11 protein-coding genes and 1 tRNA gene are annotated in these 18,650 nt (G+C 72.2%); 3 read left to right on the top strand and 9 right to left on the bottom strand.

Translation table 11 applies throughout. The features are described from left to right. The first annotated feature begins 246 nt into the window (after positions 1 to 246). Positions 247 to 2,706 carry a Tex family protein gene (locus ACMXN5_RS26870; RefSeq protein ID WP_439678088.1) on the top strand — a complete coding sequence of 820 codons (2,460 nt, stop codon included), beginning with the start codon at positions 247 to 249 and terminating at the stop codon, positions 2,704 to 2,706. A gap of 125 nt (positions 2,707 to 2,831) precedes the next feature. Here ACMXN5_RS26870 and ACMXN5_RS26865 read toward each other — a convergent pair whose 3' ends face one another. Further along, positions 2,832 to 3,407 (bottom strand): Clp protease N-terminal domain-containing protein, encoded by a 576-nt coding sequence (locus ACMXN5_RS26865; RefSeq protein WP_439677380.1) that lies wholly within the window; start codon positions 3,405 to 3,407, stop codon positions 2,832 to 2,834. Continuing rightward, complete coding sequence (locus tag ACMXN5_RS26860) at positions 3,407 to 3,616, bottom strand: helix-turn-helix domain-containing protein (protein WP_026218136.1); 210 nt, start codon at positions 3,614 to 3,616, stop codon at positions 3,407 to 3,409. The genes ACMXN5_RS26865 and ACMXN5_RS26860 overlap by 1 nt, the downstream gene beginning before the upstream one ends. Before the next feature lie 97 nt (positions 3,617 to 3,713). Between ACMXN5_RS26860 and ACMXN5_RS26855 the strand changes: the two genes are divergently transcribed. Next, entirely contained in the window at positions 3,714 to 4,670 is a 957-nt protein-coding gene (locus tag ACMXN5_RS26855; RefSeq protein ID WP_439677379.1) for an NAD-dependent epimerase/dehydratase family protein, read from the top strand. 68 nt (positions 4,671 to 4,738) lie between these two features. On the opposite strand, the gene ACMXN5_RS26850 is transcribed toward ACMXN5_RS26855, so the two are convergent. The 4 genes from ACMXN5_RS26850 to ACMXN5_RS26835 are packed head-to-tail and all read right to left on the bottom strand — an operon-like array spanning position 4,739 to position 13,108. Further along, on the bottom strand, positions 4,739 to 5,998 hold the full coding sequence (locus tag ACMXN5_RS26850) for a TIGR02679 family protein (RefSeq protein ID WP_439677378.1): 1,260 nt from the start codon (positions 5,996 to 5,998) through the stop codon (positions 4,739 to 4,741). Then, positions 5,995 to 10,125: a TIGR02680 family protein gene (locus tag ACMXN5_RS26845; protein ID WP_439677377.1), complete on the bottom strand. Its 4,131-nt coding sequence runs from the start codon at positions 10,123 to 10,125 to the stop codon at positions 5,995 to 5,997. Before ACMXN5_RS26845 ends, ACMXN5_RS26850 begins: the two co-directional genes overlap by 4 nt. Further along, positions 10,122 to 11,444, bottom strand: a complete 1,323-nt coding sequence (locus tag ACMXN5_RS26840; RefSeq protein ID WP_439677376.1) for a TIGR02678 family protein — start codon at positions 11,442 to 11,444, stop codon at positions 10,122 to 10,124. The genes ACMXN5_RS26845 and ACMXN5_RS26840 overlap by 4 nt, the downstream gene beginning before the upstream one ends. Continuing rightward, positions 11,441 to 13,108, bottom strand: coding sequence for a TIGR02677 family protein (locus tag ACMXN5_RS26835; protein ID WP_439677375.1), 1,668 nt, complete (start codon positions 13,106 to 13,108; stop codon positions 11,441 to 11,443). Before ACMXN5_RS26835 ends, ACMXN5_RS26840 begins: the two co-directional genes overlap by 4 nt. 179 nt (positions 13,109 to 13,287) lie before the next feature. On the opposite strand from ACMXN5_RS26835, the gene ACMXN5_RS26830 reads away from it, so the two are divergent. Beyond that, a tRNA-Leu gene (locus tag ACMXN5_RS26830) sits at positions 13,288 to 13,371 on the top strand. Positions 13,372 to 14,043: 672 nt separating this feature from the next. On the opposite strand, the gene ACMXN5_RS26825 is transcribed toward ACMXN5_RS26830, so the two are convergent. The 3 genes from ACMXN5_RS26825 to ACMXN5_RS26815 all read right to left on the bottom strand — a co-directional run bounded on the left by ACMXN5_RS26825 (position 14,044) and on the right by ACMXN5_RS26815 (position 18,648). Further along, positions 14,044 to 14,742: a sigma-70 family RNA polymerase sigma factor gene (locus ACMXN5_RS26825; protein ID WP_439677374.1), complete on the bottom strand. Its 699-nt coding sequence runs from the start codon at positions 14,740 to 14,742 to the stop codon at positions 14,044 to 14,046. A 172-nt stretch (positions 14,743 to 14,914) separates the two neighbouring features. Next, a complete protein-coding gene (locus ACMXN5_RS26820) occupies positions 14,915 to 17,689 on the bottom strand; it encodes a helix-turn-helix transcriptional regulator (RefSeq protein WP_439677373.1) in 2,775 nt (924 codons plus the stop codon). Positions 17,690 to 17,733: 44 nt separating this feature from the next. After that, positions 17,734 to 18,648, bottom strand: a complete 915-nt coding sequence (locus tag ACMXN5_RS26815; protein ID WP_439677372.1) for a sigma-70 family RNA polymerase sigma factor — start codon at positions 18,646 to 18,648, stop codon at positions 17,734 to 17,736. Positions 18,649 to 18,650 lie beyond the last annotated feature (2 nt).

Here is an 18,650-nt window from a genome sequence, read left to right as displayed (position 1 = left end):
ATCGGTCGAGCCGGTCGAGATCGGCCACGAATCGCTCGGACACGTCGAACCTCGATTCCATCTCGGACATATCTCCCCCGGGCGTGCCCACTCGTCGACAGAACTGACGAGATGCAGACGGTGGTCGATCGCACACGCGTGCGTGAGGACGACCTCGCCTTCCCGGTGGGGCTGCGCGACAGCGGGGTGGGTGGGACGGGAGAATGGTGGGGGATGGTTGGTGATGATGTGGATCGGGACGTGACGATGTCGGTGTCTGGGCAGCAGGGTTCGGAGCAGGGTGCGCAGGAGGATGTGCATCGGCTGATCGCCGAGGAGCTCGGGGTTCGGGAGGGGCAGGTCAGGGCGGCCGTCGAGTTGCTCGACGGGGGTGCGACCGTGCCGTTCATCGCCCGCTACCGCAAGGAGGTGACCGGGACCCTCGACGACACGCAGTTGCGTACGTTGGAGGAACGGCTGCGCTACCTGCGGGAGTTGGCCGAGCGTCGGGTCGCCGTGCTCGCCGCGATCGAGGCGCAGGGCAAGTTGGACGACGCGCTGCGGGCGCAGATCATGGCGGCCGATTCGAAGGCCCGCCTCGAGGACATCTACCTCCCGTACAAGACCAAGCGCCGGACCAAGGCGCAGATCGCCCGCGAGGCCGGCCTCGAACCGCTGGCGCTCGGGTTGCTGGGCGACCCGTCGCGCGATCCGGTCGCCGCGGCCGGGGCGTTCGTCGACCCGGACAAGGGTGTCGCCGACGCGCAGGCGGCGCTGGAGGGTGCCCGCGCGATTCTGGTCGAGCGGTTCGCCGAGGACGCCGACCTGATCGGCGCGTTGCGCGAGAAGATGTGGACGCGCGGGCGCGTGGTGGCCAAGGTGCGCGAGGGCAAGGAGGAGGCGGGCGCCAAGTTCGCCGACTACTTCGACTTCGCCGAGCCGTTCACCCGGCTGCCGTCGCACCGGATCCTGGCGATGTTCCGGGGTGAGAAGGAGGACGTCCTCGACCTGACGCTGGCCCCCACCGCGGACGCGGCCGAGGAGGGTGACGGTCCGACCGAGTACGAGCGGGCGATCGCGCACACGTTCGGGATCACCAACCGCGACCGCCCCGCCGACAAGTGGCTCGCGGACACCGTGCGTTGGGCCTGGCGCACTCGGATCCTGGTGCACCTGGGCATCGACCTGCGCGGTCGGCTGCGCCAGGAGGCCGAGGACGAGGCGGTCCGGGTGTTCGCCGCCAACCTGCGCGACCTGCTGCTGGCCGCGCCGGCCGGCACCCGCGCCACGATGGGCCTCGACCCGGGCCTGCGTACCGGGGTCAAGGTCGCGGTGACCGACGACACCGGCAAGGTGGTGGCGACCGAGACGATCTATCCGCACGAGCCGCGCCGCCGCTGGGACGAGTCGATCGCCACGCTCGCGCGCCTCGCCGCCGCCCACCGGGTGGACCTGATCGCGATCGGCAACGGCACCGCCTCACGCGAGACCGACAAGCTGGCCGCCGAACTGATCGCCAAGCACCCCGAGTTGGGCCTGACCAAGGTGATGGTCTCCGAGGCCGGCGCCTCCGTGTACAGCGCCTCTGCCTTCGCCTCGCAGGAACTCCCGGACCTGGACGTGTCATTGCGCGGCGCGGTGTCGATCGCCCGGCGACTCCAGGACCCGCTGGCCGAGTTGGTCAAGATCGACCCCAAGTCGATCGGCGTGGGCCAGTACCAACACGACCTGTCCGAGCTGAAGTTGTCGAGGTCGCTCGACGCGGTGGTCGAGGACTGCGTGAACGCGGTCGGCGTGGACGTCAACACCGCCTCCGCGCCGCTGCTCACCCGGGTGTCCGGGATCGGCGCGACGCTGGCCGAGAACATCGTGCAACACCGGGACGCGAACGGGCCGTTCAAGACGCGACGCGACCTGAAGAACGTGGCGCGGCTCGGCCCGAAGGCGTTCGAGCAGGCGGCCGGCTTCCTGCGGATCCCGGCCGGCGACGACCCGTTGGACGCCTCCTCCGTGCACCCCGAGGCCTATCCGGTGGTGCGCCGGATCGCGGCGGCGGCCGGTGGCGACGTCCGCACCCTGATCGGCGCGGCGCCGAAGTTGCGCGCGCTGGACCCGAAGGCGTTCACCGACGAGAAGTTCGGGCTGCCGACGGTCACCGACATCCTGCGCGAGTTGGAGAAGCCGGGGCGCGACCCGCGACCGGCGTTCAAGACGGCCACCTTCAAGGAGGGCGTCGAGAAGTTGTCCGACCTGCGGCCCGGGATGCTCCTGGAGGGCGTGGTCACGAACGTGGCCGCGTTCGGCGCGTTCGTGGACGTCGGCGTGCACCAGGACGGCCTGGTGCACGTGTCGGCGATGTCGAAGACCTTCGTGAGCGACCCGCACGACGTGGTCAAGTCGGGGGACGTGGTGCGGGTCAAAGTGCTCGACGTGGACATCCCGCGCAAGCGCATCTCGTTGACTCTGCGGCTGGAGGACGAGACGGCCGAGCGCGGAGGGCGCGATGGGCGGTCGTCCGGGGAGGGGCGGTCCGGGGACGGGCGCCAGGGTGGTTCGCGGCAGGGCCAGGGTCAGGGAGGCTCCCGGCAGGGTCAGAGCGGCGGCGGGGCCGGCGGTGGCCAGGGGCGCCGGGGCGCGCCGCCGAAGCAGAGCCGTGGGTCGCAGCCGCCCGCCGGCGGTGGCGGCGCCATCGCGGACGCGCTGCGGCGGGCCGGACTGGTCGAGTAGGCGCGGTTGTTCGGTTGATCGTGCGTGCGCGCCGGGTGGGCTTCCGGGCCTGCCCGGCGCGCACGCGGTTCGCCGGCCCCGGCCCGCTCGCAGGTGCCTCGCACCGCGTACGGGCGCGCCGGGCGTCAACCCGCCTGGGCCGCCGGCGGCACCAGCGCCCGGAGTACCGACACGCGGGTCACCCCGTATTCGGCGAGCAGGTCGGCCACCACCCCCGGGCCGGACGTGAGCGCGAGCAGGACGTGCTCGTCGCCGATGTGCTTGTCCCCGCGCTCCAGCGCCTCCCGCAGCGACTTCTCCAGCACCCGCTTGGCCCCCTCCGTGAACGGCCCGGGTGCCGAGCGACCGCCGAACGGCCACACCCGCCGGCGTCGCGGCGCCATCGCCAACGCGCCCTCGCCGTGCACCTGTTCGACCCTGGCCACGATCTCGTCCACGTCGATTCCGAGGTCGGCGAGCGCGGCTTGGTCGGCGGACGACACCCCGCCGCGCCGGCGCGCCCGGGCCAGCGCCTCCATCACCTCGTCGCGATGGGCGACGAAGCCGATCGTCGCCAGCGCGACGGCCGCCGACGTACCCTGCCCGTCCAACAACGCCGCGAGCATGTGCTCCTCCCCCACCTCGCCGGCCTCGGCCCGTCGCGCGTGCTCGCCCGCGCCGCGCACGACGGCGCGGGCATCGTCGGTGAACCTCTCGAACATCAGTTCCTCCCGTGCTTCTTGTGCACCGCCTGACGGCTTACTCCCAGCTCGGCGGCGATCTCCTGCCACGACCAGCCCTGCACGCGCGCGCTGCGCACCTGCACGGCCTCGAGCTGTTCGAGCAGCCGCCGCAGCGCGGCCACGGCCCGCAGGCCCACACGCGGATCACGGTCCCCCGCCCTACTGGCGAGGTCGGTTGCTTCGGTCATGTCTGTCAACGTACGTTGACGCACACCGCATGTCAACCGTGGTTGACAATCGAATATTCGACACACGACGGCGCCCGAGCCGATACTGTCGCCGACCATGCGCATTCTTGTATTGGGCGGCACCGCGTTCGTGGGCCGGGCGATCGTCGAGGACGCACTGCGCGACGGCGCCGACGTGACCCTGTTCGGGCGGGGACGAACCGGATCACACCTGTTCCCGGACCTGCCCCGGCTGATCGGCGACCGCGACACCGGCGACTATGCGGCGCTGCGCGACGGCGAATGGGACGCGGTGGTCGACGTCAGCGGCTACGTCCCGCGCCACGTGAACCAGGCCATGGACGCACTCGGCGACCGGGTCGGCCGCTACCTGTTCGTCTCCAGCCACGCCGTATACGTACAGACCGGCGTCGGCCCCGGCTCGGACGAGGACACCCCGCGCCGGCCGCCCCGTCGCGACACCGAGGAGCTCGACAACGACACGTACGGCCCGTGCAAGGTCGCCTGCGAGGACGACGTCCTGGCGCGGTACGGCGACCGCGCCACGATCGTGCGCCCCGGCAAGGTCGTCGGCCCCCACGACGTGCAGGAAACCTTCACCTACTGGGTCCGCCGAGCCGCCCGCGGCGGCCGAGTCGCCGTCCCGGGCGACCCCGACCAGCCCGTACAGGTGGTCGACTCCCGCGACCTGGCCCACCTGGTCACCCGTCTGCTGACCGACAACCGCCCGGGCGCCTTCCACGCGGTCGGCCCGGCCGAGCCCACCACGCTGGGCACCCTGATCGAAACCTGCGCCAGGGCGGCCGGCACCGACATCGAACTCGTCCCGATCCCCATGGACGCGGTCCCGGCCCACTTCCCCTTGGTCACGCCGAAAGCCCAATGGCCCACCCGCCAACGCAGCGCCGCCCGAGCCCGAGCCGCCGGCATGCCCGCCACTCCCCTCCCGATCACGGTGGCCGACGTCCGCGCCTGGGACCGACAACGCGGTGAACCCCCGCTGTCACACGGCCTGTCGGTGCGGGAGGAGGCCGACCTGCTCGCCGGCGCGTAGCCCGAGCGGCCTGGCGGCGCGGTCTCGACCCGGCCGGCACCGACCGCCCCGGCGGACACGGTCGCCGATCAGCCCGGCAGGCCCGTTCGCCCCGTCGCACGAAGGTCGGCGAGCAGATCGTCCAGTACCGCCTCCTCCTCGACCCGGCGACCCACGTCCCGCATCGCGTCGGCGAGTTCGGAGTCCCAGGCCGCGGTCGTCGGCGCGCCCGTCAGCGCGGTACCGGGCCGCGCGGCGACGGCCGTAAGGTAGTCCGACGCGCGATATCGCCACGGCCGGACCCGGACGCGCGCGGCCAGACCGGACACGATCCGCAGACCGCCCCAGTCGAAGTCGCCGTGCGCCCGCACCACCGCGCCATCGGCCGTCAGCGCCGCCAACAGCCGCACCGCGGCCGTTCCGGGCTGACCCGATACGCACACCAGCGGCGGGCAATCGGCGCCGATCCCGTGCGCCGCCGCCGCGACCACGGCCGGGTTCTCGCACACGAACACCACGGCCGTCGCGGGCAGCGCCGCAGGCGGGTCACCGGCGAGCTGACGCAAGGTCAACACCGCCGGCTGGCCGGCCGCGCTCAGGATGGCGAGCGCCCGCCCGGTGGGTGAGGCGTCGTCGCCGGGCAGCCCGAGGGTGAGCACCGTGCTGGACAGATCGTCCTTGAGCAGCCCGACCGCCGCCCAGACCGTCCGCCGCCACTCGGCGCCGCCGCCGGCCGGGATCCCGCCGAGGACTCGCGCCGCGCCGAACACCAAAGTGGTCAGCGGACGATCCTCGTCGAGCGCGTGCGCGTCGGCACGGACCCGGGCCGCGAAGACCCCGATCGGCTCCCCCTCGACCGGCAACTCGCCCAGTACCGCGGCGACATCCGTCAACGTGCGATGGGCCGCCTCGGGCCCGCCGCACACGCGCCGAACCAACCCGGACGCCCGGATGTCCGCCGCCCAGACCGCCAACTCGGGCCGGCGGTACACCAGTTCGTCCAGCGGCCCGAAGGCGCGCGCCCAGGCGTCGCGCTCCGCCGAGGCGACCTCGTGGCGCGGCACCACCCGGCCGACCAGGATCTCGACGGCCGCCGCGAGGCCCTCGGGGCATGCGCCCGATGCGCGCAGGATTCGATCGACCGCCGGCAGCGCGACCGACAACGACCCACCGGAACGCGCCGGTCGGCCCAACAACCGTTCCACCGCCTCCCGTTGTCCGGCGGTGGGCGCCTTGAGGGTGACCGATCCGTCGAGATCGCGGGCGTGTTCGAGGCGGTGTCGCGCCCGGTCCACCAGCCAGGCGAGGTCCGGGCCACCGAGCAGACGTTCCAGGTGTGTTCCGCTCACGTCCACAGCTCGTCCTGGGTGGCGCCGTCCGAGCCGCCGGACCGCGGCGCCGGCACCGTCGCGGACAATCCCATGGGCTCGGGATCGACGGCGCGGAACCTGTGTTCGCCGTTCCATTCCCAGCGCGTCACCAGCACCGCCGCGATGTCGTCCACGCGGGACAACTGGGCGATGGCCAGACCCGGCACCTCGGGATAGCAACCCCATTCGCGTTCGCTGGTCATGACAACGTCCAAGTCGAAGGCCGCGAGCAGGCCCAGACATTTGGCCCGCGAGTCGTCGTCCACTCCCGCGAACGCCTCGTCCAGCGTGACCAATCGAGGCGCGTACGGGTTGGCCGCCGAGGCGTAGTGCGAGGACGCCGCCGCGAACAGCGGGACCGAGGCGGCGAGCACCCGTTCGCCGCCGGAGGCCGGGCCGGTCGCGGTGCTCCACTGACCGTGCTGATGCCGCTCGATGCCGAACTCGTGCCACGAGCGGTAGTCGAGGGCCGTGCTGAGCTGTTCGACCCAGGTACCGCCGGCGTCCCGGCTGCGCACCCGCGCGATCTCGGCCTGGAGGAACTCGCCGACCGCCGCGCGGTCCTCGGCCGTCCAGGCATCCGCGGTCTGGCGCAGCAGCCGGGCGCGGGCGGCGGCCAAGCCGGTCGGCGCCTCCTTGGCCGGGCGCCACACCAACCGCAGTTTCATCCCGGTGCTGGTCGGGCGGGCCGCCAGTTCAGCGTTCATCACGGCCACCCGGCGCTCCGCCGCGCCGATCAACTCCTGGAGGGTGCCCGCCACTTCGGAGATCAGGTGGTTCTCCAGGATCTCTCGCTCCCGGGCCGAGAGCAGCCGCCGTCGCGCCTCCACCTCGGCGGCCAGCGAGGTCGCGAGCCCGGCCACGGTCGAGGTGCGACCCTGGAAGACGACGTCGACGACGACGCCGTCCTCCAGCATGTGTCCGGAGGCGGTGTGGCCGTGCCGGCCCAGGGCGTCCTGGAGGTTCTTCAACTCCTCGGCGACCCGCCGCTGCACGCGCTCCCACGCCTGGTCCGAGTCGTCGATCTGCTCCAACTCGCGCTCGATCCGGCGCGCGAAGCGCACCGACGGATCGGCGGCCCACGCGGAGTCCGGTGCGGGCACCTCCAGTTCCGGCAGCGCCACGGTGAGCAGGCCCGTGCTCGCGAACCGGCGCAGCGCGGCCACCGCCTCGTCCCGGGTGCGCGCGGACTCGGCGACGTCGCGCTCCAGTTGTTGCCGACGGCCCTGGGCGACGCCGCCGGCCTTGACCGCGTCGGTGTGCTCGCGGTGGGCGCGCCGGGTCGCGTCCTCGCATCCTCGCAGGGCCAGGCGGGTCGCGGTCAGTTCGCGTTGGAGTTCGGCGACGGCCGCGCCGACGGTGGCGGCGATGGTTTCGTGACCGCTCTCGGCGGCGAGCGCCCGACGTCGTGCCGCCGCGGCGCGCTCGCGCAGGCCGCCCGCGTGTACGGCGACCCGTTCGGCCTCCACACGTTCGCTCACGGCGGCGGCCGAAGCGGCTGTGTGTTCGCGCAACGCGGGCCACAGCGCCGCCAATGCCTCGCGGTACCGGGCCAGGCCGGCGGACACCGAGGCGAGTTCCTCCGGGGCGGTGGGCAGGCCGGTGTCGACGGCGGCGCGGCGGGCCTCGTCGGCGGCCTCGTCGGCACGGGTCGCCGCGGTCACCACGTGTCGCTCCTGTTCGGCGCGGCGGGTGTCGAGGGCGGCCAGCCGGGCGCCGGCGGCGGCGACCTGCGCGTGTGCCCGGCGCAACGCCTCGTCGCCCGGTCGGCCCGCCAGTTCGTCGTCGAGTCGGCACTGACGCGTGGTCACCGCGGCGGCTCGTTCCACGATGTCCGCGCGCCGGACGTCGAGTTCGGCCAGTTCGGCGACGACGGCCCCGATCCTGGCCCGACGTGCGCGCTCGCGTGCGCCCGCACCCAGGTATTCGGCGTTCGGCTTGGTCCAGCGGCCGGTCAGCATGCCGAGGGTGAAGGTGCCGTCCGCGGCGACCCGGGTGGTCGCGGCGCTGTCCGGCCCCCAGCCGATGGCGGCGAGCAGGCGGCCCACCGTCGCGTCGGGCACCGCCGCGGCCCGCTCGTCGGCACGGTCCACGGCCGGGCTCAGCACGTCGCCGAGGGTGGGCCCGGCAACGGGCGGCCCGGGCCGGGCCAACAGCTCGCCGGTGCGCAGCGAAATGGCCGTACCGTCCGGATCCACCCACGCGTCGAGGAGGCCGGATGCCTCCAGGGCCGCCTCGAGGCCGGCCCGGGCCGCGCCGTCCGGCACCGCGTCGGTGAAGTCGACGAGGCGCCACAGGGGGGCGCCCGGGCGCGCCGTGCGCTTGGTGTCGTCGCGGGTGTGCGGCGGGCGCGGCGGCCGGGTCCCGCCCGCGCGCAGGTCGGCCAGTTCGGCCCGGAGCCGCTCGGCCTGCCCGTCGACGTCCCGCAGTTCGCCGGCCACGGCGGCGGCCTGCGCCGCGAGCACGGCGTGCCGCTCGCGCGCCGCCGCGTCGGTGGCCACGCGGACCGGATCGGAGCCGACCAACGTGTCCGCCCACACCGTGAGTTCGTCCAGCAGGCCGAGCGGATCCGCCGGTCGCAGTTCGGCGCACTCGGCCAGGTACGCCTGCACGGCCGCGACGAAGGACCGCTTCTCGGCCCGCGTCACGTCGGCGCAGCGCTCGTGCTCCTCGGCCTGGGCCGCGAGTTCGGCCTCGATGTCGGTGAGTCGCTGCCGGGCGGCGGTGCGTACGCCGGCGAGCCGCTCGGCGTCGCGGTGCAGCCCGGCCAGGAGTTCGACGGTGCGTCGACGGCGGTCCACCAGGTCGTCGGCGGCCCGACGTACCCGGGGTTCGTCGGCCGGCGCGGCGGCCACGTGTTCGGAGTGTGCGGCGGTCAGTATCGCCTGCGCGGCCGCGTCGGCGGCCTCGCGGCGCACGGCGTCGACTTCACGGACGGCGACGGTCAGTCGGGCGCCGGCGGCGTCCGCGCGCTCGCTCGCGCGCCGTTCGTCCTCGCTCGCGCGCCGTCCGTCCTCCTCGGCCTGGGCCGCGTCCGCCCTGGCGGTGCGCGCGGCTTCGGCGGCCCGGTCGAGTTCGCGGGCGCTGCGCATCTCCGGTCCCGCGCGCAGTGCCTCGTCCTTGGCCTGGAGCCGGGCGGCCTCGGCGGTGCACTCGGAGATCAGTTCCTCAGCCGCCGCCACCCGTAGTTGGGCCTCGGCCTCCTCGTCGCCGGCCCGGGTGAATTCGGCGCGCAGCGTGTCGTGGCGGGCGTGTTCGCTGCGCGGTGCGCGGGCCCGGCGACGCGAGGCGACCTTGGCGTAGCGCTGATAGTGGGTCAAGAACGTGGTCGCTGCCTGTTCGGTCTCGGCCATCGCGGCGAGCCGGGCCTGGTCCTCGTCGAGACTGCGGAACGCCTCGGCGACGTCGGCGACCACCGCCTGGTCCATCGGCGCGAGGGCTTCGGTGAGCGCCTTGGACAGGGCCTTCTCGCTGGGCCGCTTGGACAGTTGCGGTTGGCGCAGTTGGATGAGCAGGTCCACCAGCGCGGCGTAGCGCTGTTCCCCGAGGCCGAACAGCGCGTCGTCCACGGCCCGGCGGTAGCTGCCCGCCTGGTCGTGGACCAGTCCGTGGCCGGCCAGTGCCTCGGTGAGGCGGTCCCGGGTCAGTGCGGTGCGGGTGCCGTCGATCAACGACAGGCCCTCGCCGACGCGTTGTGTGGTCACGAAGTACCAGTGTCGGACCACCCCTCGGCCCGCCACCGCCTTGAGCCCGCAGCCGAGGGTGCGGAATTCGACGGTGCCGTCGTCGGCGCGCCTGCCGAATTCGATCCAGGTGTAGCCGAGCCGTTCGCTGTGCGGGTGTTCGCCGCCCAGGAGCAGATTCCATTCCATCCGCTTGCGCGGATCGCCGTCGGGTTCGACCCGATGCGCGGACAGGTCGCCGTCGAGCAGGAACGGCAGGGTCAGGGCGAGCACCTTGGACTTGCCGGTGCCGTTGTTGCCGCGCAGCAGCAGCCGTCCGTCGCGGAAGTGGAACTCCTCGACGTCGTAGTGGAACAGGTCCACCAGGCCGGTGCGCAGCGGTTGCCACCGCTCGCGGGTGGGGTGCGGCAGGATCGGGCTCATCGGCGGCTGCCCTTCGGTGCGGTTCGCCGGGTACGCGGGCCGGGTGCCCTGGCTCCTGGTTCGAGGAGGACGGTCTCGCCGACGGCGTAGCGGGCGAGGGCCGGCAGTGCGACGACGGCGGGGGCGCCCTCGTGGTCGTGGGTTCGGGCGAGCAGGCCGAGGGCGGTCAAGCGGCCCACGGCCTGCTCGACCAGTTCGTGCTCAGCGCCCGGTTCGGTCGCGGCCTTGCGCCAGTAGCCGCCGTGTTCGCGGGCGAACTCTCGTACCAGAGCGTGGAGTTGGGTGAGGGGGACGATCGGGGCCGATGCGGGGTCGGCTGCGGGGTCGGTGTCGATACCGGCTCCGGTACCGGCGGCCAGGCGTTCGGCGAGCAGGAGCGTCACGTGCCCGTCGGTGCCGGTGTCGGGCATTTTGACGTCGGTCAGTTCGTCGTCGGGGTCGACCATGGCGATGCCCTCGGCGCGTACTTCGGCGACGAGGCCGGTCAACTCCGTGATGGCGCCGGTGATGTGCGGACGCTGCTTCTGGAGATAGGCGAGTTCGGCGTCGGGCAGGTCCGCGTAGTACAGGACCGGGTCGTCCAAGAGCGTACGGGTGAGGTGATGGCGGATGCGTTGGTTGCGCAGGTCGTCGTTGTCGAGCACGGAGTCGTCGGCGAGCGCCGCGAGTCGGTCCTCGAAGTCGGTGGCGAAAATCGTGGAGGGTCCTTGTCGGGAGCTGAGCAGCCCGGCCAACACGCGGCGTTCGACGTCGTACAACGCGTCCCCCGTGGCTTTGAGATACGCCTCCTCGTCACCGGCCACCAGGGTCAGCACGCCGAGGCGGATCAACAGCCGGACGACGGCCACGAGGTCGGCGCGTTCCTCGCGGTTCTCCAGCGTGAACTCCACACCGGCCGCGCCCAGCGCCGGATCGGCCGCGCCGATCACGATCTGTCCGGCCAACCGCCCGAGTGCGATCTGGTGATCCGATCGCTCCAACGCGGCCAGCGCGAGGCACACGAGCACGTACCGGCGGGCCCCGAAGGGCAGTTTCGTGCGTGGGTCGCGCGCCGGATGGGTGGCCGACCGGGAGTCGGCGGGGACTTTGTACAGGCGCGCCACCTCGGCGTCCACGTACAGCCGCCAGCCGGTGTTGCGTTCGAACCAGGGCCGCAGCTCGGCGGCGAACTGCTGCACGAGCCGGAACTCCTCGCCGCCTTCGCCCCGAGCACGCAGCAGGGGCGTGCGCAGCAGGGCTCGCGCGGCCCGGCGCCGCTTGACCCGGCGGTCCTCGTCGAGTGCCGATCCCAGCGCGGTTGTTCCGGGTGGCCTGCTCATGCGCCGATCTCTTCCGTATCGGGGTCGGTCATACCGGGGTCGGTCATACCGGGTTCGCCGACCGGGCCGAGGTCGCCGGGCTCACCGGGTTCGCCGGGTTCGCCGAGGTCGATGATCTCGATCAGGAAGTCGGGGCCGCTGAACACCCCGACGGTGGTGCGTACTTCGGCCCGCGCGTCGTCGTCGGGCAGGGTGAGGTGGATCTCCATCGAGCCGTCGTGGCCGGTGGCGACCACATGTGTGGTCTCGGGGCGCCAGAGCGCGAGCGCGTCACCGAGGAGGTGCAGGAACAGGCCGAAGGTGACGGGATCCAGTTCGGGCAGCCGACCGAGCCGGGTCACCCCGTGGGTGGCGAGCAGGGCCCGCGCCGCCGCGAGTTGCACGCGTTCGCGGTGCGCGTGTTCGGCGAGGAATCGGCGTGCGTCGGATCGGTCCGCGACGCGGTTGGGCTTGCCGCGCCGCTCGTACGATCCGGTCTTGCGCAACTGCGGACTGATGTGGATCGGCGGGGCATCGTGCCACGGGGTGCCGGCGGCGGGCGGATCCTGCTCTCGCGCCGCCAGGCTCTGCGCGTCCACCGTCAGGTGCCGGGCCGCGTGCAATCCGAAGGCCGAGCGCCACAGTCGATGCCGGGACGCGTCGTCGGGAGCCTGGGCGAACCAGAGCGCGAGGGCCCGAAAGTCGGCCGACCGATCGGAACGGCCCGCGCGGCGCTCGTTGAGCACGCCGACCACGGTGAGCAACTGCGGCACCGCGCTGCGCGCACGACTGCGCAACAGTCGTGCCTGCGACTCGTGCCCGCCTTCGGCGATGAACCACGCCCGCAGGCCGAGCCAGCGCCCGACCCACGTCTCGTACAGCGCGAGGCGCACGGCGGCCTCCGCACCCTCCGGTTCCGCGTCCACGAGGGTCGGATCCGGCGCGGCGTCCCCCGCCTCGCGCTCGGCGGCACCGACCAGGAGTCGCCGCAGCGGCCCATCGTCCCGGCGCGGGTCGCCCAACTCGTCCAGCAGGCCGGCGATCTGCGCACCGCGCGTGACCAGATCGGCGATGAAGCGCTCCAGGTAGTCGATCAGGCGATCCTTGTAGGCCAGGAACACCTCGACATCCGCGTCGTGCAGGTCGATCGTGCGCTGGAGCGACCCCATGAAGGCCCGCGCGTTGTCCGCGAGGTCGTTGAACCGGTGCGTCAGGGTGATCAGCGCGAGGTGAACCTTGCCCTCGTCGAGCCGCTCCGCCGCACCGAACCCGATCAGCGCCCGCAACTGCGTCGCGATGTCCGCCAGCGCCACCGCCTGGAGCGCCCCACGCCGTCCGAGCGCCGCGTCGTACGCGCTCAGCGCCTCCTCGACCGCCTCACCCTCACGCGTGAGCTGGTACAGGTACCGATGCCGATAGAAGTCCTCCACGGACGTCACCCGCCCGGTATCGGCGTCCGCCCGCAGATTCCCCCACCCGGCCAGACTGTCCAGCGCCGCGGCCACCGCCGAAAGCTCCACCCGGTCCACGAGCGCGGCCTGTACGTCCTCGGGCCGCAAATGCACCAGGAACCGCTGCTTGGCCTCGACGAAGACACCCATGATCGCCCGATACAACGCACTGTGCTGCTGCGCGGTCAGGTAGCTGAACGGCCTTCGACTCACGACCCCGTCGTCACTCGACATCGCCAACCATTGTGCCGCACGCCATCCCCCGAACGGCCCCTGGCGCACCCTGGCGAACCCGCCCACCCACCCAACACCCCCCAAGCCCCAGGTCAGCCCCACATCCGCCCCGGTCCGGCCCCCCTGCGGATCTTTGATATGGTTCTCCACGTCGCCGCGCGAAACAGGGCGACCACCCGGTCCGGGTGGCGGAATTGGCAGACGCGCTAGCTTGAGGTGCTAGTGCCCGAAAGGGCTTGGGGGTTCAAGTCCCCCCTCGGACACCGCTTAAAAGGCCCCTGACCAGGGGCTTTTTGCATGTCTGGGCTGTGGCGTGACCAACCACGTGACCAACAGCCGAGCGATTTTCTTCCTGGTCGGACCGGGATCGACAGGGATCCGAGGTCCACACGGTTTGCCGTTGCCGCAGCCGGCTTCTTGGCTCCCTCGGCGCGACGCCTGCCGTAGCGGGTCATCGTGTAGCCCGCGCTGGCGTGCCGAGCGTTGGCGGAGACCTCTACGGGATTTTCGTGGCTGTCGAGATCATTCGTGATCTTGCTTGCCCGAAGGTCGTGCAGCCGGAAGTTCTCGGGCAGGCCAAGCCGGCGCCGGAGTGTGCGCCGCCGGCCAGACACCTTCTCGGGGTCTTGCGGTCCCCCCGCTCCGGGTCCCTCCTTGCGCAGCTTGAAGCCGTCACGAGCGAACACGAGCCCGTGTTCTGTCCAGGCCGAGCCGAGAAGCGCCACCTCGGCCTGTTGGCGTTCCCGTTGCCACTTGAGCACGTTCATCAGGGCTTGATCCACATAGATCACGGCGTTCTTGTCGCCGTCCTTGGTGAGCTTGCGCAGCTCGTGGCCGTTCCCGGCCTCGACCACGTTCCGCCCGCCGAGCGCCCTCGCCGCGTTTCTCGTCGCGGTTGTCCTGCGGATTCGACCGCGGCGGCAGCCCGCGCCGTCTCATGCGCACGCCGCCTCGTCCCACGGGGGAGCGTCGGCGGCGGTGAGTACCGCCTCCAGGCGGCGGAGGTCCCCCGTCCGGGCCGCCGCGACGATCGCCTGAACCAGTCGCCGATGGGCGGCCGGGTCGACGTGCTGCCGGTGACGCCGGTTTCGCAACCTCTCTTGTGCGCGTGAGACCTGCTGTCGCGCGTTCGCGACCGTCAAGCCCAGGAGTTCACCGATCTCGTCGTAGGAATAGTCGAACGCCTCCCGAAGCACGTACGCGGCACGCTGCTTCGGCGTCAGAGCCCGAAGCAGCAGCAGCGCGGCCTGCTCCACACCCTCCCGCTGCTCGACGAGTACCTCCGGCGCCATACCCGCGTGCGCCGAGTCCGGGAGCCAGGGGGTGGCGCTGGACTCGCAGCGTCTCCGCGCCGAATTGACCAGGTTGATGGACAGCCGAACGGTCGTCGTCCTGAGCAGCGCCAACGGATTCGCGACAACGGCGCGGTCCGTGCCCTGCCAGCGCAGCCACGCCTCCTGGATGACGTCCTCGGCTTCACCGGGATCTCGGAGGATCCGGCCGGCGATCCTGAGCAGCCCGGGGCGGGCGCTGACGAACACGAGGGTCGCGTCGCTCGGTTCGGCCGGCGCGTCCGTGGCGGAGACCGTCGCCGTCTGCGGGCTCTGCCGGGTTGCGATCACGGATGTGCTCACGATCGGCTCCTTTGCTCCCTTGGTATCGGCGGCCTTGAGGCCCGCCGATACCAAGTTCGCGCCTGCGGTCGACCGGTCGCGCCCCTGAACGGCCGTAGGGGACCACGTGGTCATACCGTGGCCACCACGTGGTCCGGACCCGTGCCCCCGGGAAGAGGTGAGCGGCCGAAGGTCAGGCAGGCACCGGCGTACCGCCCGGCAGCACCGCGCCGAGCTGTTTGCGGGACTTGACCCCGAGCTTCGTGAACACCTTCCGCAGATGCCACTCCACAGTGTGGGAACTGAGGAAGAGCTGCGCGCCGATCTCGTGGTTCGTCAGCCCTTCGGCCGCCAAACGCGCGATCTGCGCTTCCTGCGGCGTGAGCGCCGCGTCGCCGCGCGTCGTCCGCCTGGGCACCGTTTCTCCGGTCGCTTCCAGCTCCCGGCGGGCACGCCGGGCGAAAGCCTCCATGCCGCCTTCGTCGAGAATCGCGTGTGCGGCGGCGAGCCGGCCCCGTGCGTCGACGGGGCGGTTCTCACGCCGCAGCCACTCGCCGTACAGGAGCAGCGTGCGCGCCAGCGCCGTGCGCACCCGGGTGCCCTCGAGCGCCTCGATGGCCTCCCGGTACAGGGCCTCGGCCGCCGCCCCCTCGCTGACCAGCGCACGCGCGGCCGCAGCGGTTCCCGACGCCCACGGCGTACCGGCGGCCCGCGCGATCTCCGTGAGGCGGTCGGCGGTCTCGGCCGCAAGGTCGTGCCGTCCGCTGCGTGCCGCGGCCTCCGCCAGTTCGCCCAGGGAGGACAGGGCGAGTCCCAGCTCCTGCGGATATGCGCAGCCTCGCACGGCAGCGGCGCACGCCTCCTCGTACCGGCCGAGGCCGTTGTACAGAACCGCCAGCGCCCACTGCGACGCGGTGAGCACCTTCCCCTCGCCGTTCAGGTTGCCGTCGCGGGTGACCGTTTCGATCGCCCGCAGTGTCTCGACCTCGCGTCCCCTCCAGGGCTCGATCACCAGAGCCCCGTAGTGGGCCAGAAAACGACTGCCGGTTGCTTCCGCGATCGTCGCCGCCTCCGCGGCGAGCGAGTCCGCATCGGCGAGATCCCCGGCGAAGACCCGGGTCGCCAGATGAAGCAGGAGGGCCGAGGGCAGCACCGAAAGGGCCCCGGTCTCGCGTGCCAGATGGACCAGTTTCTCGGACAGGATGCTCCAGACGTCGAAGTCCCACACGTTGTGCGCCATGCGACAGGCGAACGGGAGCCAGCTCAACGCCTTGTCCGAGGAAAACCCGCCGCAGCGCAACGTGCTCAACGCGTACCGCAGTTGCGGGGCGCCCGCGGCGTATCCGTCCGTGGTCGCCACGGCCAGGCCGTCGAGCAGAAGGTCGGTGGTCCCGGGGTGGGCAGGCCGCGGTGCGGTGCGCACGGCGGCGGCGACCTCCTCGAGCCCGGGGCCGGTCGAGATCCGGCCCGCGGTGAGGGCCGCGTAGAAGGCGTCGCGGTAGGTCTCGCGTGCGGCGCCGACATCGAGTGGCTCGAGTTGCTCGGCCGCCGTGAGCAGCAACGGCACGGTGGCGCTGCCGCCGCGGGATCCGAAGGTGATCTGTCCGCGCAGCAGGCCGGCTCGGGCGCGCTGCCGGTCGTCGAGGGTGTCCAACTCGGCCACGCTCAGCAGCTCGAGCGCGGCGTCGAACGCGCCCGCCAGGTACTTGGCTCGGGCCGCTGCCAGCGCTCTGGTCCTGCGGTGGGAGGGATCGGGCGTCAGCTCGACGGCTCGTTGCAGGAAGGCCGCCGACGCGGCGATCCCGCCGCGCGCCTGGGCCCGATCGGCGGAGCCCACCAGCTCTTGGGCCGCGGCCTCGTCGGGCCCCTCCGTCGCCCGTGCCAGGTGCCATGCCCGGCGATCCGGGTCGGACCGGGCGTCTGTGGCCTCGGCCAGTGCCCGGTGCGCTTCTCGGCGTTCCGGGGGCTCCGCCGCGTAGTAGGCGGCCGTGCGCACCAGCGGATGCCGAAACTGCGCACGGGTGCCTATCGTGAGCAGTCCTGCCGCGAGCGCGGGGGACGCCTCGTTCATGGACATGCCGAGAACGTCGGCGGCGCGGCGGAGCAGGGAGACATCGCCGGTGGGTTCGGCGGCCGCCAGCAGCAGAAAACGACGGGTCCGGGCGGGAAGCGCCCGAACCCGCAGCGTGAAGCCGTGCTGCAGGGTGCCGGCGAGCGGCCGCAACGCCGGCGAGGCGAAGCCCCCCGCGATCTCCGCCGGGGAGGAGGCCCGCGGCAGCTCCAGCAGAGCCAGCGGGTTGCCGCGGGCCTCGGCGAGGAGTCGGCTCCGGATCGTTTCGTCGAACCCGCCGGGAAGCACCGACTTGAGGAGGGCCCGAGCGTCGGGTTCGCTCAATCCGCCGAGGGTCAGCTCGGGCAGTCCCTCGAGAACACGCTCACCGTCGGGCTCGCGCACGGCGAAGATCAGCCCGACGCGCTCCGCCATCAACCGCCGGGCAACGAATGCGACGACCTGCGCCGAAACACGATCGAGCCATTGCACATCGTCGACCAGGCAGACGAGCGGCATCTCCTGAGACACATCGGCGAACAGGCTGAGGACCGCCAGGCCGACGAGGAAACGGTCCGGGGGTGTGCCGGCGCTGATGCCGAAGGCGGTCTCGAGAGCTGTGCGTTGCGGATCGGGGAGACGCCCGAGGTGGTCGAGGAAGGGCGCGCAGAGTTGGTGGACACCACCGAAGGCCAGCTCCATCTCGGCTTCGACGCCCGCTGCTCGCACCACTCGGAAGCCCTCGGCGTGGTCGCCCGCGTACTCCAGCAACGCGGTCTTGCCGATGCCGGCTTCGCCCCGCAGCACGAGGGCCGCGCTCTGCCCGGCCCGCACTGTGGCCAAGTGCCGCTCCAGCGCCGTACGTTCGCTCTGTCGCCCTTGCAGGTGGGAGCCCGGGTTCTTACCTTGCACGAACACTCCTGTGAGCGTATAGGCACTCGGTGGGTTGGCAAATTCGTCCGTTACCGAGGCGCGGTCGCGAAACGATCGCGCGAACCGATGAAGGCTGCGATCTTGCTCGGGTTGAACACCCACAGGACCTGGTGGACGCCCTGCTTCGAGGCCGCGATCGTCATGAAGACGATCGGCTGATCCTCCTGGTACAGCAAAACCGCGCGTCGCCCGTTGGCCTCGACGAAGCGGACCTCGCCCGGCCACAGCCGCGGAAGCGCGGACGCGATATGTGCCACGCGAGCGCGGCCGATCACCGGGACGCGAGATGCGCCACGCAGCCCGTTGCCGTCGGACAGACTGACGGCGTCGGGCGCCAGGAGCGCCTCCAACGAGGCCACGTCCCCTTCTTGGGCGGCCGCGATGAAGGCTTCGAGCAGCCTCGTGTGCTCGCGGGTGTCGACGCTCTCACGCTGGTTGTCCGCGAGGTGCCCGCGGGCACGGCTCACGATCTTCCGGGCGTTGACGGGTGTGAGACCCAGGATCTCCGCGATGTCCGCATAGCCGTAGTCGAAGGCTTCCCTCAGCACGTACGCGGCCCGCTCCGTCGGTGTGAGCCTTTGCAGAACAAGGAGGAGCGCGAGCTCCAGGGCATCGGTCGGTTCCGCGTCGGCGATCGGATCGATGCCGGTGTCGACGGGTTCCGGCAGCCACGGTCCGACGTAGGTCTCACGGCGGACGCGGGCCGATTGGGCCACGTTGATGGCCAGCCGCACCGTGGTCCTCGACAGAAACGACGCGGCGTCGACCACCACGGAACGGTCGGTTCGCTGCCACCGCAGCCACGCTTCCTGAACCACGTCTTCGGCTTCCACCGTGCTGCCCAGCACGCGATACGCGATGCCGAACAGGCGTGGCCGCAGCTTCGTGAAGGCGGCAACGGCCTCGCCGAGGTTCTCCTCGGTCACGGATGCCTCTGGACGCATGC

The organism is Embleya australiensis (genome assembly GCF_051903075.1).
Taxonomy (GTDB): Bacteria; Actinomycetota; Actinomycetes; order Streptomycetales; family Streptomycetaceae; genus Embleya.
This window is presented reverse-complemented; position numbering and strand designations above follow the sequence as displayed.